Here is a 20,348-nt window from a genome sequence, read left to right as displayed (position 1 = left end):
GGACCTGAGGCGATTCCGTGGTGCGCCGGCGCGTCGGGGAGGACACTCGTGTGGGGGACCACAGGGACTCACAGCACGATGGGGGACTCGCATGGGCGGGTTCGAGGCAGCCGCAGAGGGCTCGGCGAGCAGGGACCGCGCCGAGCTGGAGTCGCGTCTGGCCGACGTGCAGGAGCAGTTCCGGGCCACGAGCGACGTCCTCAAGGTCCTGACGAGCGCCACGCACACGGGACAGCCGGGTCGGGACCGGGTCTTCGACACCGTCGTGGACAACGCGCGGAGGCTGCTCGGCGCTCAGGTGGCGCAGATCTACCTCGTCGACGGTGACGGGTTCGTGCTGGCCCGCTCAAGCGGGCTCACGCCGGAGTTCGTCGACTTCGTCGCCGAGCACCCCATTGCGCGTGACCGGTCCACCCTGGTCGGACGCGTCACGATGGACCGGGTCATCCACCGCATCGACGACGTCCTGGCCGACCCGGGGTACGGGCGCACGGACTTCCAGCAGCTCGGCGGCTACCGGACCATGATGGGCGCGCCCATGGTCGTGGGCGACGAGGTGGTCGGCGCCCTCAACGTCTGGCGCACCGAGGTCGATCCCTTCGACGAGCGGGCCGAGGAGCTGCTGACGACGTTCGCCGAGCAGGCCGCGCTCGCGCTGCGCCACGTCGAGCTCTTCGCCGCCGTGGAGAGCCGGTCAGCCGAGCTGGCCCGCAAGGTCGACCAGCTCGAGGCGCTCGCGGAGGTCGGCGCGGCCATCAGCTCGACGCTGGTGCCCGACGAGATCCTCGCCCTCATCGTCTCCAGGGCCGTCGAGCTGTCGGGGACCGACGGCGGGTCCCTCATGGAGTTCGACGAGCAGAACGGCCTGTTCGGCGTGCGCACCGTGTCAGGGACGAGCCCAGAGGTCATCGCCGCCCTCCGTGCCGCCGAGATCCACATCGACCGCACCTGGGTCGGGCGGTCCGCCCTGACTCGTGAGGTGCTCCAGATCCCCGACCTCGACGACGTGCCGCTGCCCCTCGACGAGCACCTCGCGGTGCTGCACGGCTCCGGCTGGCGCTCGCTCGTGGCCATCCCGCTGTCGCGGGCGGACCGTGTCGTCGGCGCGCTCGTCGTGCGGCGCAAGTCGCCCGGCAGCTTCAGCGCCGAGACATGCGAGCTGCTGGCCACTTTTGCCAACCAGTCGGCCGTCGCGCTCACCAACGCCCGGCTCTACCAGCAGCTCGAGCGGCAGAGCGTCGAGCTCGCGCAGGCGAGCCGGCACAAGTCGGAGTTCCTCGCGAGCATGTCGCACGAGCTGCGCACGCCGCTCAACGCCGTCATCGGCTTCTCCGAGGTGCTGCTCGAGCGGATGTTCGGCGAGCTCAACGAGCGCCAGGAGGACTACCTCCAGGACATCCTCGCGGCCGGGCGTCACCTGCTCGCCCTGCTCGGCGACATCCTCGACCTGTCCAAGATCGAGGCGGGCCGCATGGAGCTCGACCTCACGACGTTCACGGTCGACGACATGGTGGTGCAGGCCCTCTCGCTCGTGCGCGAGCGCGCGGCGCTGCACGGCATCCGCCTGTCGCTCGAGATGGACGGCGGGCTCGGGGCCGTGACGGCCGACGAGCTCCGTCTCAAGCAGGTGCTGCTCAACCTGCTGAGCAACGCCGTCAAGTTCACGCCCGACGGGGGCAGCGTCGACGTGCGCGCGTGGCGCGACCGTGAGGAGGTCGTCATCACCGTCACCGACACGGGCATCGGCATCGACCCGGCCGACCAGGACCGGATCTTCGACTCCTTCCAGCAGGGCGAGCGGTCGGCGTCGTCGAGCGAGGGGACGGGCCTGGGCCTGACACTGAGCCGACGCATCGTCGAGCTGCACGGCGGCCGGCTGTGGCTCTCGAGCCGACCGGGCGAGGGGAGCACCTTCGGGCTCTCGATCCCGCAGCCTGACGCCGAGCCGGCGCCCGAGGACGGGGTGTGGGCGGACGGCGAGGAGCTCGTGGGCGGCCCGACCGTCGTCGTCATCGAGGACGACCCGCGCTCGGCCGAGCTCGTCGCGCTACACCTGCGGGCCGCTGGGCTGCGCGCCGTCGGCGCCTCCAGCGGCGAGCAGGGGCTCGACCTCGTCCGGGCGCAGGACCCCTTCGCCGTCATCCTCGACATCCACCTGCCCGGCATGGACGGCTGGGAGGTGCTGACGGCCCTCAAGAGCGACCCGGTGACGGCCGCCGTGCCGGTCGTCGTCGTCAGCGTCGAGCCGGAGCGCGGTCGTGGTTTTGCGCTCGGGGCGACGGAGTACCTCGTCAAGCCGGTGAGCGGAGACCACCTCCTCGCCGCCGTCACGCGCCTGCTGTCGCCCACGCAGGCGCACGACGCGGGCGCCGGGCTCAGCGTCGTCGTCGTCGACGACGACCCGCTCGCGCTCAAGCTCGTGCGCAGCACCCTCGAGCCGCTCGGCTGGGAGGTCCACACCTGCGCCGGCGGCCAGCGGGCCGCCGATGTCGTGCGCGCGGTCGCGCCGTCCGTCGTCGTCATGGACCTGCTCATGCCGCAGGTCGACGGCTTCGCCGTCATCGACGAACTGCGCCCGGACCACGACTCGGACGGTCCGCCCATCGTCGTGCTGACCGCGAAGACCCTGACGGCACAGGACCGCTCGCGTCTCGAGGGCCGTATCGCCTTCGTCGCCGAGAAGGCGGGCATCGACCTGCCGGGTCTCGCCCGCCGGCTCGCCGCCGTGGCGGCCGCGCACCCCACGCACCCCACGCACGGGGAGGGCTCGTGAGCCGCCCGCCCGTGGTGCTCCTCGTCGAGGACAACCCACGCAACCTCAAGCTGGCGCGGGACGTGCTGGAGTATGCCGGCTTCTCCGTCGTCGTCGCGGCCACCGGTGAGCAGGGGGTCGAGCAGGCACGCGAGACCCTGCCCGACGTCATCCTCATGGACCTGCAGCTGCCGGGGATCGACGGCTTCGCCGCCCTGGAGCTGCTGCGCGGTCACGACGCGACCGCGCACATCCCCGTCGTCGCCCTCACCGCCTTCGCGATGCAGCGCGACCGCGAGCGGGCGCTCGACTCGGGCTTCGCGGGCTACCTCGAGAAGCCGATCAGCGTCCGCGAGTTCCCGGCCCAGGTGCGCCGCCACCTCCCGCGTCGGGACGACGGAGGGGCGCCGTGACGGGCGCGGCCGAGGGCGTCCCCCCGCCGCTCACGGGCGTGCGGGTGCTCGTCGTCGACGACCTCGAGCAGAACCGCAAGCTCATGCACGCCGTCCTCGAGCCGCACGGCTTCGCCGTCCGCTCCGAGGCCTCGGGTGCCGATGCGCTGGCTGCCCTGGCCGAGTGCGTCGTGGACGTCGTCCTGCTCGACGTGCTGATGCCCGTCATGGACGGCTACGAGACGTGCGCGCGGATCAAGGCCGACCCCCGGACGGCGATGCTGCCCGTGGTCATGGTGACCGCGAGCGGCACACGGCAGCGGCTGCGGGCGCTCGAGGTGGGCGCCGACGACTTCGTCACCAAGCCCTTCGACCAGGCCGAGCTCATGGCGCGGGTCCGTTCGCTGGCCCGGGTCAAGCGGCTGCACGACACCGTCGTCGAGCAGACCGTCGCCCTCGAGCGGTGGAACGCCGAGCTCGAGTCGCGCGTGGCCGAGCAGGTGGCGGACCTCGAGCGGCTGAGCCGGCTGCGCCGCTTCCTCTCACCCCAGATCGCCGGGCTCATCGTCGAGTCGGGTGACGAGTCGTTCCTCGAGAGCCACCGCCGCGACATCACGACGGTCTTCACCGACCTGCGCGGCTTCACCGCGTTCGCCGAGACGTCCGAGCCCGAGGAGACGATGTCGGTGCTCCGTGACTACCACGCGGCGCTCGGCGAGCTCGTCTTCGCCTACGAGGGCACGCTCGAGCACTTCGCCGGGGACGGGCTCATGGTCTTCTTCAACGACCCGCCGCCGTGCGCGGACGCTCCCGAGCGGGCCGTGCGGATGGCGCTCGAGATGCGCGACCGCGTCGACGAGCTCGCCGAGCACTGGCGCAGGCAGGGCCACGACCTCGGCTTCGGGGTGGGCATCGCGCAGGGCTACGCGACGCTGGGCAGGGTCGGCTTCGAGGGGCGGTGGGACTACGCCGCCATCGGGACGGTCACCAACGTCGCGGCCCGCCTCTGCGCGGCGGCCGCGACGCGGCAGGTCCTCGTCAGCCCCCGGGTGCGAGCCGGCCTCGACGACCGCTTCGAGACGCGCTCGCTCGGTCCCGTCGAGCTGCGCGGCATCTCGCGGCCCCTCGAGGTCCACGAGGTCATCGGCACCAACGGGCAGGAGGCCCACCCATGAGTCCACGCACCGGTGCACCGGCGTCCCCCGCGCCCTCGGCCCGAGCTCTCGCGGACCTCGACGAGACGGCCCGGGACGAGCTCTTCGACGAGCTCCAGGAGCGGCTCCCCGCGGTGTGGCGCCTCATCCGGCAGGGGGACCCGCTCGAGTCGGTCGTCGTCGTGCCGTCGATGAGCGCCGACAAGCTCGCCCCGTCCGCGGGCGCCGTGAACCAGGCGATGGAGGAGCGGCTGCTCTTCCTGCTGCTGCTCCTGCGCCAGCCGCGCCTCCGGATGGTCTACGTCACCTCGATGCCCATCAACGAGCACGTCGTCGAGTACTACCTCTCGCTGCTGCCGGGGGTCATCCCGAGCCACGCTCGGTCGCGGCTCCAGCTCGTCTCGGTCGGCGACTCCTCGGCGACGCCCCTGACCGACAAGCTGCTGGCCCGTCCCCGGCTGGTGGCCCGCATCGCCGGGCTCGTGCCCGACGTCACGCGCTCCCACCTCGTGCCCTACACGAGCACGACCCGCGAGCGTGACCTCTCGCTCCTGCTCGGGATCCCGATGTATGCCGCCCACCCGCGCCTCTACCCGTTGGGGACCAAGACGGGCTGCCGCCGCGTCTTCGCCGAGGCCGGCGTCGACCACCCGTTCGGGGCCGAGGACCTCCACTCGGTCGACGAGGTCGTCGACGCCGTGCTCGACCTGCTCGCGGCGCGGCCCGGGGTGCAGTGGGCGATGGTCAAGCTCAACGAGGGGGTGTCCGGGTCGGGCAATGCGCTCGTCGACCTGTCGGGTCTGGCTGCGGGACAGGCCAGTCCAGGGACCGACAGCCCGGCCGACCTGCGCACCGAGGTCGAGGAGCGGGTGCGGGGCATGCAGCTCGAGGACGCCCGCGTCGGGATCGACGCCTATCTCGCGAAGCTCGAGGAGCGTGGCGGGATCGTCGAGGAGCGGGTCGTCGGCGACGAGGTCCGCAGCCCGAGCGTGCAGCTGCACGTGACGCCTCTCGGGGAGCTCGCGGTCCTCTCGACGCACGACCAGGTCCTCGGTGGCCCCACGGGGCAGATGTACCTCGGGGCGCGCTTCCCCGCCGACCCGGCCTACGCCACGACGATCAGCCGCGAGGCCGAGAAGGTCGGTCGGGTCCTCGCCGACAAGGGCGTGCTCGGCCGGTTCGCCCTCGACTTCGTCGTCGTCCGGCAGGGCGACCAGTGGCAGACCCACGCCATCGAGGTCAACCTCCGCAAGGGCGGCACGACGCATCCCTTCCTGACGCTGCAGTTCCTGACCGACGGCGAGTACGTCCAGGAGGAGGGCCGCTACCTGACGCCGTCCGGGGCCGAGCGCCACCTCGTGGCCACCGACCACCTCGAGGACGAGTCGTTGCGGGGCCTCGGCGTCGACGACCTCTTCGACCTCGTGGCGCGGGCCGGCCTGCACTTCGACCAGTCCCGCCAGACCGGCGTCGTCTTCCACATGATCAGCTCGATCACCGAGTGCGGCCGGGTCGGCATGACGGCGATCGGGGACACGCCAGACTCCGCCCAGGATGTGTTCGACCGGGCGGAGTCGGCGTTGCTCGCCGAGGCGCGTGCGTCGCTGGTGCCGCTCCCGGTTCCCCTCCGGGTGCGCCTCGGCGAGGGTCTGCGGTGACCGCTCAGGGTGCGATCGAGGCCGAGTGGATGAGGGCGCCGACGTATGCCTGGTGCCAGGTGAGCCGGGCCACGGTCGAGCGCGCGGACGCCCCTCCGCAGTCGCACGCCCACATCCAGCCGCCGCTCGAGGTCCTCGTCACCCGGGGGTGGTGGTGCGCGAGGTCCGGGTGGATCCGTCGTCGTGTCGTCGTCGTCATCGAAGTGCCTCTCCTCGCCGAGGGGTTCGCTGCCCCTCGCCCTGCGGATGTGCTCACCGACGACGATCCCGTCCCGCGGCGCAGCCGTCTGTGCGCGCGGCGACACCCGGGACGTGCTCACGCGCGGACGGGCCGGTGAACGTCGACCTCGGCCTGCTGTCCGACCTCGCGCCCGAGGAGCGCCGGGAGGTCGTGGCGAGCATGCACCGGCACACGTATGCCGCGGGCGACGTCGTCTTCCACGAGGGGGACGCCGCCGACTCCGTGCACTTCGTCGTCGAGGGCCGGGTCGTGGCGCAACGGTCCTCCGAGCACGGCGACCGCCTCGCGTACTCGGTGATGGGACCGGGACAGGCCTTCGGCGAGCTGGCGATGATCGTGCGCGGTGGCCGTCGGACGGCGACGATCGAGGCCGTCGAGCCGACCGTGACGCTGGCGCTCCGCTACGCCGACTTCGAGCGGCTCTGCGCCCGTCACCCCGAGGTCAGCCGGCTCCTCGTCCGGCTGCTGGCCGCTCGGGTCAACCGGCTCACCGATGCCCTCATGGAGGCCCTGCACACGCCTGCGGAGCTGCGCGTCGTCCGGAGCCTGGTGGCATTGTGCGGCGTCTACTCCCATGGCGCACAAGCGATCTCGCCCGTGGCGGTGCCGCTCAACCAGACGGCGCTCGCCGAGCTCGCCGGGGTCACCCGGCCCACGGCGAACCGGGTCCTGCGCCGTCTCGAGGCTTCCGGAGTGGTCGCCCTCGACCGTGGACGCGTCACCGTCATCGACCCCACCGCACTGCGCCACGCGGGCGGCCGCGGGTAGCTGCCCGACGCGGCCACACGGCATACCATCGCCGTTCTCCGGCGCCGGCCCTCGGCGGAGGTCAGGAGTGGATGAAGCGCTCGAGGACGCTGGCGAAGCGGTCGGGCTGCTCGAGGTGCGGGAAGTGGCCTGCGCCCTCGAAGAGCACGACCTCGGCTCCGGGGAAGATCTCGTGCGCCCGCTCGGCATGGCCGACGGGGATCATCCGGTCCCGTGTGCCCCAGATGACGAGGGTGCGGATGTGCTGGCCAGTCGTCAGGTGACCCCGCGCGTTGACCGTCTGCCCGCCGGGGTCGATGACGCCGCGCGTCGTGGCGAGGAAGGCCCGGCGGCTCTCGGCGTCCGACAGGGAGGTGAACCCCTTCCAGGCCGCCGACGCGTCCGCGCTCGGGCGCCAGCCGAGCCCCCGGACGGCGCGGCCGACGCTCTCGACCCGCTCGCGCACCCAGGCGGACGCGATGACCGGCAGCACGAGCTCGGCGCCGGGGAGCGTGGCTGAGCGCAGCAACGGGCTGACGGTGCGGCCCAGGCCCCCCGAGGAGACGAGCACGAGGGCCTCGACGCGCTCGGGGAAGAGGTAGCAGAACTGCATGGCGATCCCGCCACCGAGGGAGTGGCCGACGAGGGTGACGCGCTCGATTCCGAGCCGGTCGATGAGGTCGCGCAGGATGGCTGCGTGCGAGCCGATCGAGTAGTCGCCGACGGGCTTCGCCGAGGCGCCGTGGCCGAAGAGGTCCGGGATGACGACCCGGTGGTCGGTGTCGAGGCGGTCGACGAGGTGGGTCCAGTTCTCGTGGGAGCCCAGCAGCCCGTGGATGAAGAGGATGGCGGACCCCTCGCCGGTGTCGACGTAGGACAGGTCGTGCCCGCGGAGGTTGGCGACGTGCGGCGGGTAGCGCAGCTCGGCGTCCTCGCGCGGCTCCTGGGTCTGGGTCATGATCTCCACGCCTCCCTGTGCAGCCGGGGACGGTTGGTCCGCAACGGTCCTCGCCTCCAGCGTCCCTCTCCACGAGGGCGCCGGCCGGGACCTGAGACGCACCTCACCGCCTCGCAGGTCCGCTTGGTAGCCTCGCGCGACATGATCTACCACCTCGCCGAGCAGGCGCACTGGCAGCAGGCCCTCCGCGAGGGCCGCTACACCCGGTCGACGCGGGGGCGCTCGCTCGCGGAGGAGGGCTTCGTGCACGCCTCGTCGGAGCAGCAGTGGCCCGTCGTGCGGTCGCGCTTCTACGCCGACGTCACCGAGCCGCTCGTCCTCCTGCACATCGACGAGTCCCGGCTGACCTCGCGCGTCGTGCACGAGGTCGGTGACCCCACGACGGGCGAGACCTTCCCGCACGTCTACGGCCCCATCGAGGTCGACGCCGTCGTCGACACGACCCTCCTGGCCCCACCGCACGCCTGACCCACGCGCCTCAATCGTCGAGAGGCCACGAACGGCCCGTGGGCGAACGTCGAGAGGCCACGAGTGGCAGGCGCTCGACCGTCGAGTGGCCACGTGTACCCCCGGCGCGGGCGGTCACTCGGGCTGGACGCGTCCCCGTCCCGACTTGACCTGCGACCGCCGCTTCTTGCCCTCGACCCGCCGCCGCTGCGACCCCTTGGTCGGCTTGGTCGCCCGCCGGGCGGGTGGTGGCGGAGCGAGACCCTCGCGCAGCAGCTCACTGAGCCGGTCTCGCGCCGCGGCCCGGTTGCGCAGCTGGGACCGGTGCTCGGAGGCCACGACGGTGATGCGCCCGCCGACGAGCCGTCCGGCGAGGGCGGTGAGGACGCGTTCCCGCTGGGTCGGGCTGAAGGCGCCGGAGGACTCGACGTCGAGGACGAGCTCAACGCGGCTGTCCGTGGTGTTGACGCCCTGACCACCGGGACCCGACGATCGGCTGAACCGTTCGACGAGCTCGACCGCGGGGACGACGAGCCCCTGCCGCAGCCCCGCACCGGGCGCGAGCACGAGGTCACCGCCGGGCTCGTTCACCTCCTCATTGTGCCCCGGGACGCGACCTAGGGCCGCCTCCCCGGGGGAGGCGGCCCTCGGTCGCGGGTGGGGTGCGAGCCCGCGTGGTCGGGATCAGCGAGGCGGCATGCGCAGGGCGCCGTCGAGGCGGATGACCTCGCCGTTGAGCATGGGGTTGTCGACGATGTGGCGCACGAGGTTGGCGTACTCCTCCGGGCGGCCGAGGCGCGACGGGTGCGGCACCTGCTTCTCGAGGATCTCCTTGACCTCGCCCGGCAGGCCGGCGAGCATCGGTGTCTCGAACGTGCCGGGCGCGACGGTCATCACGCGGATCGCCTTGTCCGCCAGGTCTCGTGCAGCCGACAGGGTGAGGCCGACGATGCCGCCCTTGCTCGCGGCGTAGGCGGCCTGGCCGATCTGGCCGTCGTAGGCGGCGATGCTCGCCGTGTTGACGATGACGCCCCGGTCACCGTCGACGGGCTCGTTGCCGAGCATCGCGGCGGCCGCGAGACGCATGACGTTGAAGGACCCGACGAGGTTGATGTCGACGACCGTCCTGAACGTGTCGAGGGCGAGCGGGCCACCGCGGCCGATGACGCGGCCCGGGGTCGCGACCCCGGCGCAGTTCACGGCGATGCGAAGCTCGCCGAGCTCGGTGGCACGGTCGATGGCGGCCTGCACCTGGGCCTCGTCGCGCACGTCGGCGGCGACGAAGACGGCGCTGCCCTCCCGCTCGGCGTTGAGCTCGTCGACGAGCGCCGGGGCGGTCGAGGACTCGAGGTCGATGATGACGACGGTCGCGCCGTCGGCGACGAGGCGACGCGCGGTGGCGCCGCCGAGGCCGGAGCCGCCCCCGGTGACGACGGCGACGGTGGACGAGTTCAGCTGCATGACAAGCCTTTCGGGCCTCGGCGGTGGGTGGGGGAGCGGGTCAGCGCGTCAGGAGCTGACGGGAGATGACGAGGCGCTGGATCTGGTTGGTGCCCTCGAAGATCTGGGTCACCTTGGCCTCGCGCATGTAACGCTCGAGCGGGAAGTCCTCGGTGTAGCCGGCGCCACCGAGCACCTGCACGGCGTCGGTGGTCACCTTCATCGCCGCGTCGGTGGCGACGAGCTTGGCGACCGCGGCCTCCTTGCCGAAGGCGCGCCCGGCGTCCTTGAGCCGCGCCGCGTGGAGGTAGGTGGCACGGGCGGCCGTGACCGCGGCCTCCATGTCGGCGACGAGGAAGGCGAGTCCCTGGAAGTCGGCGATGGGGCGGCCGAACTGCTCGCGCTCCTTCGCGTAGGAGGCGGCAGCGTCCAGGGCTGCCTGCGCGAGTCCCGTTGCGGCAGCGGCGATCCCGAGGCGACCGGCGTCGAGGGCAGAGAGCGCCGTCTTCATGCCATCGCCCTCGCGGCCGATGAGCCGGGCGCCGTCGACGGGCACGCCGTCGAACATCACCTGCGCGACGGGGTCGCAGTGCAGGCCCATCTTGCGCTCGGGCTCGGCGAACGACAGCCCCCCGGCATCGCCCGGCACGATGAAGGTCGACAGCCCCTTGCCGCCGTCGTCGGACGTGCGCGCGAAGGTCGTGTAGTAGTCGGCGTGGCCGGCATGGGAGATCCAGGCCTTGGTGCCCTTGAGGGTCCATCCGTCGTCGGTCCGCGTGGCACGCGTCGTCATGGACGCGATGTCGGAGCCGGCGAGGGGCTCGGACAGGCAGTACGCCCCGAGCTGGTCGCCCGAGAGCATGCCCGGCAGGAGAGCCTCCTGCTGCTCCCGGGTGCCGAACGTCGCGACGGGGTATGCCGTGAGGCCGTGGACGCTGACCCCCACCGCCACGCTCATCCAGACGGACGCGATCTCCTCGATCACCTGGAGGTAGACCTCGTAGGGCTGCTCGGCGCCGCCGAACTCCTCGGGGTAGGGCAGCGACAGCAGGCCGGCCCTTCCGAGCGTGCGGAAGGTCTCCTCGGGGAAGGTGCGCGCGCGTTCGGCGTCGTCGACCTTCGGGGCGAGGTCCTTGCGGCAGATCTCGCGGGTCAGCTCGATCAGGTCGGCGGCTTCGTCGGTCGGCATCAGCCTCGTCGCTGGCATGGTCAGATACTAGGACGTCCGAGCATTTCGTCCAAAGTGTGAGACGCCGTGGGCCCACACGGCGGGCCGGCAGCTGACGTGCTGGCCCGGCCACGCGGCATACGCCCTCGAAAACGGGAGGACGCGAGCGGACCGCCGCCCCTACCGTCGATGCGTGCTCATGCTCCTGCGGCGGCCGCTGCGCGAGGCGGGCGCGACGTCCACCTTCTACGTGCTGACGGCCGTCGCGGCCTTCGCCTTCGCCACGTGCTTCACGCTCAACCTCGTGTTCCAGTACCGCGTCGTCGGCCTCGACCCGTTCCAGCTCGTCCTCGTCGGCACGGTGCTCGAGGCGACCTGCTTCCTCTTCGAGGTCCCGACCGGGATCGTGGCCGACCTGCACAGCCGGCGCGTGTCGGTCATCATCGGCTTCTTCCTCATCGGCGCCGGCTTCGCCCTCGAGGGCATCGTCGCGACCTTCGCGGCGGCCATCGTGGGCAACATCGTCTGGGGCATCGGCTACACGTTCACGTCCGGGGCCCTGCAGGCGTGGATCACGGACGAGGTGGGTGAGGAGTCGGTGGGGCCGGTCTTCACCCGCGAGACCCAGATCGACCTGACCTTCAGCATCGTCGGCACGCTGGCCGCCGGAGCGCTCGGCCTCATCGGCCTGCGGGCGCCCGTCATCGCGGCCGGGGTCACCCTGATGCTGCTCGCCGTCGGTCTCTGGGTCGTCATGCCCGAGCGGCACTTCCACCCGACTCCGCGGGGCGACCGCGAGACGTTCGGCCACATGCGCGACCAGTTCGTCTCGGGGCTGCGGATCGCGCGGAGCCGTCAGGTCGTGCGCGTCCTCCTCCTCGTCAGCCTGCTCGTCGGTCTCTCGAGCGAGGTCTTCGACCGGCTCTGGCGGGTGCGGGTGCTCGAGTCCTTCGGCATGCCGGCGGTCTTCGGCGGTGACGAGGTGGTCGCGTTCACGGTCTTCGCGCTCGTCGGCACGTTCGTCTCGCTCGTCGCGTCGCTCGCGAGCGGTCGCTGGCTGCCGCGCCGCGTCGTCGACGCGAACCCCGGGCTGCCTGTGGCGCTCGCAGCGCTGGCGCAGGTCGTGGCCGTCGCCGGTGTCGCCCTGCTCGGCAACCTCTGGCTCGTCCTCGCCTGCGTGTGGCTGCGGGGCGCCGCGATGGCGTTCAGTGCGCCGATCGAGTCGACGTGGGTCAACCGCAACCTCGACGGCGACACTCGCGCCACCGTGCTGTCGATGAACGGCCAGGCCGACGCCATCGGCCAGGTCGCGGGCGGGCCGCCGCTCGGGGCGCTCGCGGCGCGGACGACGATCCCCGTCGCGCTCGTCGTCGCCGCGGTCGTGCAGGCGCCCTCGGTCATCGCGTTCCTCCGCGTCCGCCACGCCACGGCCCCGTCGAGTGAGCGCCGCGTCACCGTCGAGTGAGGGCGGTTTCAGGGCGCGTGCGCAACGGTGAGTGAGCGCCGCGTCACCGTCGAGTGAACGCCCCGTCACACGGAGGTGGGGCGGAGCGCTCACTCGAGTGGGGCGGAGCGCTCTCTCGATGGAGGGGCGGAGGCGGCGGGTCAGCGGGGGTAGGTGCGGACCTCGGTCGCCTTGACCGCGGCCCAGACCTCCTGGCCCACCTGCAGGCCGAGCGCCGTGACGGACTCGAGCGTGACCTCCGCGGTCAGCGGCAGCTCACCGACGAGCCCGACGCGCGCCGACTGGCCCTGCATCGTCACCGACGCGATGCGCAGCCGCCACGCGTTGCGCGGTGAGCCCTCCGGCTCGTGGAGGTGCAGGGACACCGCGCTCGGCGGGACGGTCGCCCAGACGCTGCCCTCGGTCGGGCTCGTCGTGACGACCGTCCCACCGTCGACCGTGGTCACGTGGCCGTGTGAGTCGCCTTGTCCCGCATACAGGTTGAGCCCGACCACCGTGCCGACGTAGGTGCTCCTCGGCTCGCTCAGCACCTCGGCCGGGGTGCCGGCCTGGGTGACGCGGCCGTCCTCGACGAAGACGAGGTGGTCGGCGAGCGTCAGCGCGTCGAGCGGGTCGTGGGTGACGATGACGGTCACCCCGTCGTATGCCGTGAGGCGGGCCGCGAGGTCGCTGCGCGTGCGTGCGCGCGTGTCCGGGTCGAGGGCCGCGAGCGGCTCGTCGAGCAGCAGCAGCGCGGGGTCGGTCGCCAGGGCGCGAGCCAGGGCGACGCGTGCCTGCTGGCCCGACGACAGCTCGCGCGGCCGTGACGCCGCACGGTCCGCGAGGCCGACGCGCTCGAGCTCGAGGTGGGCGCGCTCGCGGGCGCGGTGGCGGTTGACCCCGCGGCTGCGGGGACCGTAGGCGACGTTGTCGACGGCGCGCAGGTGGGGGAAGAGGAGGCTGTCGGCGAGCATGAGCCCGACGCGGCGCTGCTCGGGTGCGAGGCGGCGCCGGCCGTCGTCCCAGACGTGGCCGCCGACGCGCACGTGGCCCTCCTCGAGAGCCAGCACGCCGGCGAGGGCCAGCACCGTGGTCGTCTTGCCGCCGCCGTTGGGGCCGAGCACGCCGATCACCTGCCCGGGCTCGGCGGCCAGGCGGACGTCGAGGTCGATGGCGCCGCGCGACAGGCGGACTCGCGCGTCGAGGCCCTCCGACTGGCTGCGTGGTGCGCTCACCGGAGCCACCGCCCGCGGAGCACACCGAGCACGAGCACGCTGACGGCGAGCAGCATGATGCTGATCGAGATCGCCACCTGCGGGTCGCGCTCGAGCTCGACGTAGACGAGCAGCGGCAGGGTCTGCGTGCGGCCCTGGAAGTTGCCGGCGAAGGTGATCGTCGCGCCGAACTCGCCGAGGGCCCGCGCCCACGCGAGGGCAAGGCCGCTCGCGATGCCCGGCAGCACGAGGGGGATGCCCACGGTGCGGAGGTAGCGCAGGTCGGTCGCGCCGAGGGTGCGTGCCACTGCCTCGAGCCGGGGGTCGAGGCCGCGCATGGCGCCCTCGACGGCCAGCACGTAGTAGGGCATCGCGACGAAGGTCTCGGCGAGCACGACCGCGACGGTGGTGAAGGGGATCTGGATGCCGAACGGCGCCAGGTGCTGGCCGACGAGACCGGTGCGGCCCCACGTCATGAGCAGGGCCACGCCGCCCACGACCGGAGGCAGGACGAGCGGGACGGTGAGCAGCGCCCGCACCCAGCTCGTCGCGCGGTGGTCGGAGCGGGCGAGGAACCAGGCCAGGGGAGTGCCGAGCAGCAGGCACAGCACCGCGGTGATGGACGTCGTCGTCAGCGAGAGGCGCAGTGCCGGAAGGACGGTCGGCGTCGCGAGGTCGGAGGGGATGCGCGCCCAGTCGGCCCGGAGCAGCAGCGCGACGAGAGGGACGACGAGCAGCAGGAGAGCCAGCCCGGCAGGGACGCCGAGGGCCACGCGCGAACGCCAGCCGGCGGCATACCTCATGTCACGTCATCCTGCCGGTGGCCGCACAGCCCGACGCTCAGGGCGCGCCGAAGCCGAACGACTGCACCGTGGCGAGTCCCTTGGCGCTCAGCAGGTAGGCGACGAACGCCTGGGTCGCGGCGTCGTCGGTCAGCGTGATGACGGGGTAGGCGAGGCTCGTGTTGAGCTGCGGCTCGATCGTGACGCCCTTGACGGCGCCCTTCGCCGCGACGACGTCGGAGTGGTAGACCACGGCGGCATCGGCCTCGGCGAGCTTGACCTTGGCGAGCGTCGCCTTGACGTCGACCTCCTTGCTCACGACGTTGGGCACGATGCGAGCCTTTCTGAAGGTGGCCTGGGCGGCCTTGCCGCACGGAACGGTGTCGGCACACAGCACGACCTTGACGGTGGGCTTCGCGAGGTCGTCGATCGAGTCGACGCCGGCAGGGTTGCCCGGCGGCACGGCGATCTCGAGGACGTTGGTGGCGAAGGTCTTCGTGTCCTTGACCATGCTCTTGTCGAGGGGCTCGGCCGCGGTGGTCCCGGCCAGCGCGATGACCGACGCCGGCGCGCCGTTGTCGACCTGCTGCACGAGGGTCGCGCTCGAGCCGTAGGAGGTCTCGACGGTGACGCCGGGGTGGGCGGCCTCGAAGTCCTTCCTCAGCGCGTCGAACGACTCCGTGAGTGACGCCGCCGCGAGCACCGTCACGGTTCCGTGCAGGGAGGTCGCCCCGGTGCCGGCGGAGGAGGGCGTGGTCGTGCACGCCGCCATGAGCGCTGTCGCAGCCACCGTCGTCACGGCTGTGACGAGGAGACGGCGCTGACGACGTCCGGCGCTCATGCCGGCACTTCGACGACGACGTGGGTCGACTTGACGCTCGCCACGGCGACCGAGCCCACCTCGAGGGCGAGGTCGTCGACCGACTCGCTCGAGAGCAGCGAGACGATGCGGAAGGGACCGCACTGCAGCTCCACCTTGGCCATCACGGTGTCCCTGGTGATGGCGGTGACGATGCCGCGCATCCGGTTGCGGGCGGACGCACCCCCGATGGTGCCGACCGCAGCCGGATGCGCGAGCTCCTGGGCCACGGCTGCGAGCTGGGCGCCGTCGACGGTGCGTCGGCCGGCGTCGTCGGTGGCACCGTCGAGGCGGCCCGAGTCGACCATGCGACGGACGGTGTCGTCGGAGACGCCGAGGAGCGCGGCAGCCTCTGTGATACGCAGATGCGGCATGGGGGGGACTCTATACCCGCATCTGCGGCTGTCGAGGGGATGTCCGATCCTAGGGGGTTGACGGGCCTCGCGGTCGCTGTTGTAATCAACCTATTAGTTGATCAAGGAGTTAGTTGACCATGATTCTCTCGCCCGTCTCGGACGCCGACCTCGACCGCGCCTTCGCGGCCCTGGCCGACCCCGTCCGGCGCGCCATCATCGCCCGCCTCAGCCGGGGCGCCGCGACCGTCAACGAGCTCGCCGAACCGTTCGAGATCAGCAAGCAGGCCGTCAGCAAGCACATCCAGGTGCTCGAGCAGGCCGGCCTCGTGAGCCGCACCCGGGACGCCCAGCGGCGCCCCGTGCACCTCGAGGCCGCCCGTCTCGAGGCCATGACGGCCTGGATCGACCGCTACCGGCTTGCCGCCGAGCAGCGCTTCCGCGCGCTCGACGCGGTCCTCGAACACAGCACCGCACCCGGGAGCGCCGGGGCGACCACACAGATCAGCACGGACGACAAGGAGCAGCAGTCATGACCAACCACCTCACCCTCGACATCCCCGCCGGCGTGCCGTGGATCGACTTCACGCGCGAGTTCGACGCCCCCGTCGAGGCCGTCTTCAATGCCCACCGCGACCCCGAGCTCGTCCGACAGTGGCTCGGACCGCGGGGCTACGAGATGCAGATCGAGCGCTGGGACTTCACCTCGGGCGGCGGCTACCGCTACACCCACCGCAACCCCGAGGGCATGGAGTTCGGCTTCCGCGGCACGTTCCACACCGTGCGCGACAACGACCTCGCCATCCAGACCTTCGAGTTCGAGGGTGCGCCCGACGAGGTCGCCATCGAGTTCATGCGCTTCGTCGACCTCGGTGACGGGCGCTGCCGCCTCGAGGGTCGCAGCGTCGGTCGCACGGTGGAGGGCCGCGACATGATGGTCGAGAGCGGCATGGAGAAGGGCATGGCCGAGGGTTACGAGCGACTCGACGAGCTCGTCGCCCAGCCCGCGTCCGCCGGATCCCAGGGCTGAGCGCCGTGGACTGGACACTGGAGGTCGTCATCGTCCCGGTGCGGGACCTGGACGCGGCGATCGCCTTCTACCGTGACCAGGTCGGCTTCGACCTCGACCACGACACGACGAACGAGCACATGCACGTCGCCCAGCTGACGCCACGTGGCTCGGGCTGCTCGATCGTCGTCGGCGACCTGCCGGCGCAGCGGGCGATGGAGCCTGGGTCCCTCCACGGCATCCAGCTCGTCGTCGCCGATGCCGAGGCAGCCCGGGCGGAGCTCGTCGGGCGCGGCGTCGAGTGCTCGGAGATCCAGGTCATCGACCCGCGCGACGGCGGGACCTTCTTCGGCTTCTCCGACCCCGACGGCAACTCGTGGGCGGTCCAGCAGATCGCGGCCCGCGCCGACGCGCCACTCATCCCGCACGAGGCCCGAGGCCGCTTCGGCGAGGATGCCCCGCTCTGACCCACGAAGGAGGAACCGTGAGCACCGTGATCATGCACAACGTCGTCTCGGTCGACGGCTTCGTCGCCGACCCGCACGACGAGGTGGGCCGGCTCTTCGACTGGTACTTCGGCGGCGACCAGGCGCTCGACGAGGAGGGCTCGCTCCGGGTCAGCCGGACGTCGTACGACTACGTGCGCCCCATGTGGGACTCGATCGGGGCCATGGTCATCGGCCGGCACCTCTTCGACCTCACCAACGGGTGGGAGGGGCGCCCGCCGGCCGGGCACGACGTCGTCGTCGTGTCGCACCGTCCGCGCCCGGACGGGTGGCACCCCGAGGCCTCGTACCACTTCGTCGACGACGTCGCCGAGGCCGTGGCGCTCGCCGAGCGGCTCGCGGGCGACGACGCGATCGTCGCGGTCGCGGCCGGTGACGTCGGGGGTCAGGCCTTCGCGCTCGGCCTCGTCGACGAGATCGCCATGGACGTCGCGCCAGTCGTCCTGGGAGCCGGGAAGCGCTACTTCGGCTCCGTCACGGGCGAGCACGTGCTCGGGGATCCCCATGTCGTCATCCAGGGAGACCGCGTGCTCCACCTGCGCTACCGGGACAACGAGACATGACGACGCATTCGGTCGCGAAGTCGACGATGTTCTGCTGAGTACGCGACCGAACGCGGTGTCAGCTGCGGAATGCGCACCCGGGCGGCCGCCCGGCCCGGGTTCCGCGAGGACCCGGCCGGACGGCATACTGGCCCTCATGAGCAACGTCCCCCAGCAGCGGCTCCTGCAGACCGCGATCCCCGGCCCGAAGTCGGCCGCGCTCCAGGCCCGCAAGACGGCGGCCGTGTCCGCCGGCGTCTCCACCGGCCTGCCGGTCTACGTCGAGCGTGCCGGCGGCGGCATCCTCGTCGACGTCGACGGCAACCAGCTCATCGACTTCGGCTCCGGCATCGCCGTGACCACCGTCGGCAACGCGGCCCCGCGCGTCGTCGACCGCGTCACCGCGCAGGTGCAGGACTTCACTCACACGTGCTTCATGGTCACGCCCTACGAGGAGTACCTCGAGGTGGCGGAGGCGCTCAACGAGCTGACGCCCGGCGACCACGAGAAGCGCACCGCGCTCTTCAACTCCGGCGCCGAGGCCGTCGAGAACGCCGTCAAGGTCGCGCGCCACTTCACCGGCCGCAACGCCGTCGTCGCGTTCGACCACGCCTACCACGGCCGCACCAACCTGACGATGGCCCTGACGGCCAAGAACATGCCGTACAAGCACAAGTTCGGTCCCTTCGCCGGCGAGGTCTACCGCGCGCCGATGAGCTACCCGTTCCGCTGGCCCGGCGGCCCCGCCGACTGCGCCAAGGAGAGCTTCGACGCGTTCGTCAGCCAGGTGCACGCGCAGGTGGGGGAGGAGAACCTCGCCGCCGTGATCCTCGAGCCGATCCAGGGCGAGGGCGGATTCATCGTCCCCGCACCGGGATTCGTCAAGCAGGTCGCCGACTGGTGCACCGACAACGGCATCCTCTTCATCGCCGACGAGGTGCAGACCGGCTTCTGCCGCACGGGTGACTGGTTCGCGAGCGACCACGAGGGCGTCGTGCCCGACCTCATCACGACGGCCAAGGGCATGGCAGGTGGCCTGCCGCTCGCCGGCGTCACCGGCCGCGCCGACGTCATGGACTCGATCCACGGCGGCGGCCTCGGCGGCACCTACGGCGGCAACCCCGTCGCCTGCGCCTCTGCCCTCGGGGCCATCGAGACGATGAAGGAGGAGGACCTCTGCGGCCGCGCGAAGCAGGTCGAGGCCCTCTTCGTCCCGCGCCTCAAGGCGCTCGCGGAGAAGTACCCGCAGATCGGCGACATCCGCGGCCGCGGCGCCATGCTCGCCGTCGAGCTCGTCAACGGTCCCGGCGACCTCACGCCCAACGCCGCCCTCACCGGCGCGGTCAACAAGGCCTGCCACGCCGACGGCCTCGTCACCCTGACGTGCGGCACCTACGGCAACGTCTTCCGCTTCCTGCCGCCGCTCGCCGCCAGCGACGAGCTGCTCAGCGAGGGCCTCGACATCTTCGAGAAGGCGTTTGCCGCGTCCGTTTGACAGCTCGGCCATCCGAGAACGTATGCCGTCCCGCTGACTCAGCGGGACGGCATACGTCGTCGGATGGCCGAGCTGGGCGGGACGGCTGACGACCCTTCGCGGTCGGCGGAGCCGGTCGCGTGCTCAGGCCGCGGCGCCCGATCCGGGAGAGGTTGTCAGCCGTCCCTCACCGGCCCCGTGCTCGGCGGCGCGCCGCCGGACCGTGCGCTCGACGACCAGCGCGACCCAGCCGGGGCGGAGCATCACCTGCTCCCACGTGAAGCGCAGCACGATCCAGCCGCGCGAGGCGAGCTCGTCGTAGCGCTCGCAGTCACGCGACAGCGCGGACCGCTCTCCGTGGAACTCGAAGCTGTCTGCTTCGAGCACGATCCCGAGAGACTCGTCGGCCAGGTCGACCTTCGCATAGAAGTCGTCGTAGCGGATCCGATGCTGGGGGTCCCAGCCCGTCCCGATGCCCAGCGCGATGGCGCGCAGCACCGACTCGAAGGGGTTCGCCGCCCGCGCGCTGCCCCGCCTCACGACGGCCAGGGCGCGAGCCCGGAGGCGCGGGCCCAGGCTCCCGGCCGCCGAGACGAGGGCGCGCCTTGGTAGGCCGCTGCGCAGCGCCGAGTCGACGACCGAGAGCGCCTCGTCGAAGGGTAGGTCGAGGCAGCAGTCGAGGACCGTACGCACCGGTGACGTCACCCAGTCGTCCACGACGTCGCCGGGGTCGAGCGTGCGACGGTGCACGGTCGCACCACCGCGGGTGCTTGCGCGCGGCTTGCGTCGCGCCGGGACCGTGACGTCGGGCAGGCGCGGGACGGTCTTGACCTTCCAGCCCCAGTGCAGGGCCGCCGTCCGGTGCGAGGCGACACCGGTCATCAGGCGAGCGGCCACCCGGCCGGCGTCGGCGGCGGGCAGCGCGTAGGTGCCGTTGCCGACCTGTCGCACGACACCGGCCTCGACGGCCGGTCCGATGAGCCGCCACGGCACGGCTCGCCGCAGCTCGCGCCACGAGCAGGTGCCGCCGAGTCGCGTCAGGGCGGCGACGACGTCGGCGGTCGTGCGGCCCCGTCGGGGTCGACGCCGGGTGGTCATGACGCCGAGCGTGGCGGAGACGGTGGCGCGCCGACCGGACTTGTCCACAGGCGAGCGGGGACGAGTGACGACCCTTCGTGGTGTCTCGCCTCGCAACCGTGCTCAGCCGC

General features: G+C 72.2%; 22 protein-coding genes. 12 read left to right on the top strand and 10 right to left on the bottom strand.

All coding sequences use genetic code 11. The features are described from left to right. Positions 1–91 precede the first annotated feature (91 nt). The 4 genes from U5C87_RS22355 to U5C87_RS22340 are packed head-to-tail and all read left to right on the top strand — an operon-like array spanning position 92 to position 5,956. On the top strand, positions 92–2,773 hold the full coding sequence (locus tag U5C87_RS22355; protein ID WP_330474576.1) for a response regulator: 2,682 nt from the start codon (positions 92–94) through the stop codon (positions 2,771–2,773). Further along, entirely contained in the window at positions 2,770–3,165 is a 396-nt protein-coding gene (locus U5C87_RS22350; protein WP_043415985.1) for a response regulator, read from the top strand. The genes U5C87_RS22355 and U5C87_RS22350 overlap by 4 nt, the downstream gene beginning before the upstream one ends. Next, entirely contained in the window at positions 3,162–4,319 is a 1,158-nt protein-coding gene (locus U5C87_RS22345) for a response regulator (RefSeq protein WP_330474575.1), read from the top strand. Before U5C87_RS22350 ends, U5C87_RS22345 begins: the two co-directional genes overlap by 4 nt. Then, the gene (locus tag U5C87_RS22340) at positions 4,316–5,956 is read left to right on the top strand and encodes a peptide ligase PGM1-related protein (protein WP_330474574.1); all 1,641 of its coding nucleotides are present in this window, start codon (positions 4,316–4,318) and stop codon (positions 5,954–5,956) included. The genes U5C87_RS22345 and U5C87_RS22340 overlap by 4 nt, the downstream gene beginning before the upstream one ends. 4 nt (positions 5,957–5,960) lie before the next feature. Here U5C87_RS22340 and U5C87_RS22335 read toward each other — a convergent pair whose 3' ends face one another. Continuing rightward, on the bottom strand, positions 5,961–6,155 hold the full coding sequence (locus U5C87_RS22335) for a hypothetical protein (RefSeq protein WP_330474573.1): 195 nt from the start codon (positions 6,153–6,155) through the stop codon (positions 5,961–5,963). Between the two features lie 135 nt (positions 6,156–6,290). Between U5C87_RS22335 and U5C87_RS22330 the strand changes: the two genes are divergently transcribed. Then, a complete protein-coding gene (locus U5C87_RS22330) occupies positions 6,291–6,965 on the top strand; it encodes a Crp/Fnr family transcriptional regulator (RefSeq protein ID WP_330474572.1) in 675 nt (224 codons plus the stop codon). Between the two features lie 61 nt (positions 6,966–7,026). Here U5C87_RS22330 and U5C87_RS22325 read toward each other — a convergent pair whose 3' ends face one another. Next, positions 7,027–7,902, bottom strand: a complete 876-nt coding sequence (locus tag U5C87_RS22325; protein WP_330474571.1) for an alpha/beta fold hydrolase — start codon at positions 7,900–7,902, stop codon at positions 7,027–7,029. A gap of 141 nt (positions 7,903–8,043) precedes the next feature. Between U5C87_RS22325 and U5C87_RS22320 the strand changes: the two genes are divergently transcribed. Beyond that, positions 8,044–8,370: a DUF952 domain-containing protein gene (locus U5C87_RS22320; protein ID WP_330474570.1), complete on the top strand. Its 327-nt coding sequence runs from the start codon at positions 8,044–8,046 to the stop codon at positions 8,368–8,370. 114 nt (positions 8,371–8,484) lie between these two features. Here the strand turns inward: U5C87_RS22320 and arfB are convergent, their stop codons facing one another. The 3 genes from arfB to U5C87_RS22305 all read right to left on the bottom strand — a co-directional run bounded on the left by arfB (position 8,485) and on the right by U5C87_RS22305 (position 10,996). Next, positions 8,485–8,940, bottom strand: coding sequence for an alternative ribosome rescue aminoacyl-tRNA hydrolase ArfB (arfB, locus tag U5C87_RS22315; protein ID WP_330474569.1), 456 nt, complete (start codon positions 8,938–8,940; stop codon positions 8,485–8,487). Positions 8,941–9,033: 93 nt separating this feature from the next. Then, a complete protein-coding gene (locus tag U5C87_RS22310; protein ID WP_330474568.1) occupies positions 9,034–9,810 on the bottom strand; it encodes an SDR family NAD(P)-dependent oxidoreductase in 777 nt (258 codons plus the stop codon). A gap of 40 nt (positions 9,811–9,850) precedes the next feature. Further along, entirely contained in the window at positions 9,851–10,996 is a 1,146-nt protein-coding gene (locus U5C87_RS22305) for an acyl-CoA dehydrogenase family protein (protein WP_330474567.1), read from the bottom strand. A 160-nt stretch (positions 10,997–11,156) separates the two neighbouring features. Between U5C87_RS22305 and U5C87_RS22300 the strand changes: the two genes are divergently transcribed. Then, positions 11,157–12,422, top strand: coding sequence for an MFS transporter (locus U5C87_RS22300; RefSeq protein WP_330476740.1), 1,266 nt, complete (start codon positions 11,157–11,159; stop codon positions 12,420–12,422). Between the two features lie 140 nt (positions 12,423–12,562). Here the strand turns inward: U5C87_RS22300 and U5C87_RS22295 are convergent, their stop codons facing one another. The 4 genes from U5C87_RS22295 to U5C87_RS22280 are packed head-to-tail and all read right to left on the bottom strand — an operon-like array spanning position 12,563 to position 15,630. Next, entirely contained in the window at positions 12,563–13,636 is a 1,074-nt protein-coding gene (locus tag U5C87_RS22295) for an ABC transporter ATP-binding protein (RefSeq protein ID WP_330474566.1), read from the bottom strand. Then, the gene (locus U5C87_RS22290; RefSeq protein ID WP_330474565.1) at positions 13,633–14,418 is read right to left on the bottom strand and encodes an ABC transporter permease; all 786 of its coding nucleotides are present in this window, start codon (positions 14,416–14,418) and stop codon (positions 13,633–13,635) included. The genes U5C87_RS22295 and U5C87_RS22290 overlap by 4 nt, the downstream gene beginning before the upstream one ends. Before the next feature lie 37 nt (positions 14,419–14,455). Further along, entirely contained in the window at positions 14,456–15,238 is a 783-nt protein-coding gene (gene modA, locus U5C87_RS22285) for a molybdate ABC transporter substrate-binding protein (protein WP_330474564.1), read from the bottom strand. After that, positions 15,235–15,630, bottom strand: coding sequence for a TOBE domain-containing protein (locus tag U5C87_RS22280; protein WP_330474563.1), 396 nt, complete (start codon positions 15,628–15,630; stop codon positions 15,235–15,237). The genes modA and U5C87_RS22280 overlap by 4 nt, the downstream gene beginning before the upstream one ends. A gap of 119 nt (positions 15,631–15,749) precedes the next feature. Here U5C87_RS22280 and U5C87_RS22275 point away from each other — a divergent pair, with 119 nt between their 5' ends. The 5 genes from U5C87_RS22275 to gabT all read left to right on the top strand — a co-directional run bounded on the left by U5C87_RS22275 (position 15,750) and on the right by gabT (position 19,161). Next, positions 15,750–16,145, top strand: coding sequence for an ArsR/SmtB family transcription factor (locus tag U5C87_RS22275; RefSeq protein WP_330474562.1), 396 nt, complete (start codon positions 15,750–15,752; stop codon positions 16,143–16,145). Continuing rightward, positions 16,142–16,639 carry an SRPBCC family protein gene (locus tag U5C87_RS22270; RefSeq protein WP_330474561.1) on the top strand — a complete coding sequence of 166 codons (498 nt, stop codon included), beginning with the start codon at positions 16,142–16,144 and terminating at the stop codon, positions 16,637–16,639. Before U5C87_RS22275 ends, U5C87_RS22270 begins: the two co-directional genes overlap by 4 nt. A gap of 5 nt (positions 16,640–16,644) precedes the next feature. Then, positions 16,645–17,085 (top strand): VOC family protein, encoded by a 441-nt coding sequence (locus tag U5C87_RS22265; protein ID WP_330474560.1) that lies wholly within the window; start codon positions 16,645–16,647, stop codon positions 17,083–17,085. A gap of 32 nt (positions 17,086–17,117) precedes the next feature. Then, positions 17,118–17,687 (top strand): dihydrofolate reductase family protein, encoded by a 570-nt coding sequence (locus U5C87_RS22260; protein WP_443082149.1) that lies wholly within the window; start codon positions 17,118–17,120, stop codon positions 17,685–17,687. Between the two features lie 136 nt (positions 17,688–17,823). Continuing rightward, positions 17,824–19,161: a 4-aminobutyrate--2-oxoglutarate transaminase gene (gene gabT / locus U5C87_RS22255; protein ID WP_330474558.1), complete on the top strand. Its 1,338-nt coding sequence runs from the start codon at positions 17,824–17,826 to the stop codon at positions 19,159–19,161. A 123-nt stretch (positions 19,162–19,284) separates the two neighbouring features. On the opposite strand, the gene U5C87_RS22250 is transcribed toward gabT, so the two are convergent. Continuing rightward, the gene (locus U5C87_RS22250) at positions 19,285–20,238 is read right to left on the bottom strand and encodes a DUF559 domain-containing protein (protein ID WP_330474557.1); all 954 of its coding nucleotides are present in this window, start codon (positions 20,236–20,238) and stop codon (positions 19,285–19,287) included. Positions 20,239–20,348 lie beyond the last annotated feature (110 nt).

The organism is Terrabacter sp. C0L_2 (assembly GCF_036352015.1).
GTDB classification, from domain to species: Bacteria; Actinomycetota; Actinomycetes; order Actinomycetales; family Dermatophilaceae; genus Terrabacter; species Terrabacter tumescens.
The sequence above is the reverse complement of the archived record's forward strand: the minus strand, read 5'-3'. Positions and strand labels throughout refer to the sequence as shown.

Coding starts and splice junctions, on each gene's coding strand:
- U5C87_RS22275 (WP_330474562.1), top strand. CDS start 15,750: ATGATTCTCTCGCCCGTCTCGGACGCCGACCTCGACCGCGCCTTCGCG.
- U5C87_RS22250 (WP_330474557.1), bottom strand. CDS start 20,238: ATGACCACCCGGCGTCGACCCCGACGGGGCCGCACGACCGCCGACGTC.
- U5C87_RS22305 (WP_330474567.1), bottom strand. CDS start 10,996: ATGCCAGCGACGAGGCTGATGCCGACCGACGAAGCCGCCGACCTGATC.
- U5C87_RS22300 (WP_330476740.1), top strand. CDS start 11,157: ATGCTCCTGCGGCGGCCGCTGCGCGAGGCGGGCGCGACGTCCACCTTC.
- U5C87_RS22290 (WP_330474565.1), bottom strand. CDS start 14,418: ATGAGGTATGCCGCCGGCTGGCGTTCGCGCGTGGCCCTCGGCGTCCCT.
- U5C87_RS22310 (WP_330474568.1), bottom strand. CDS start 9,810: ATGCAGCTGAACTCGTCCACCGTCGCCGTCGTCACCGGGGGCGGCTCC.
- U5C87_RS22280 (WP_330474563.1), bottom strand. CDS start 15,630: ATGCCGCATCTGCGTATCACAGAGGCTGCCGCGCTCCTCGGCGTCTCC.
- modA (WP_330474564.1), bottom strand. CDS start 15,238: ATGAGCGCCGGACGTCGTCAGCGCCGTCTCCTCGTCACAGCCGTGACG.
- U5C87_RS22325 (WP_330474571.1), bottom strand. CDS start 7,902: ATGACCCAGACCCAGGAGCCGCGCGAGGACGCCGAGCTGCGCTACCCG.
- U5C87_RS22355 (WP_330474576.1), top strand. CDS start 92: ATGGGCGGGTTCGAGGCAGCCGCAGAGGGCTCGGCGAGCAGGGACCGC.
- U5C87_RS22260 (WP_443082149.1), top strand. CDS start 17,118: ATGCACAACGTCGTCTCGGTCGACGGCTTCGTCGCCGACCCGCACGAC.
- U5C87_RS22320 (WP_330474570.1), top strand. CDS start 8,044: ATGATCTACCACCTCGCCGAGCAGGCGCACTGGCAGCAGGCCCTCCGC.
- U5C87_RS22335 (WP_330474573.1), bottom strand. CDS start 6,155: ATGACGACGACGACACGACGACGGATCCACCCGGACCTCGCGCACCAC.
- gabT (WP_330474558.1), top strand. CDS start 17,824: ATGAGCAACGTCCCCCAGCAGCGGCTCCTGCAGACCGCGATCCCCGGC.
- U5C87_RS22340 (WP_330474574.1), top strand. CDS start 4,316: ATGAGTCCACGCACCGGTGCACCGGCGTCCCCCGCGCCCTCGGCCCGA.
- U5C87_RS22270 (WP_330474561.1), top strand. CDS start 16,142: ATGACCAACCACCTCACCCTCGACATCCCCGCCGGCGTGCCGTGGATC.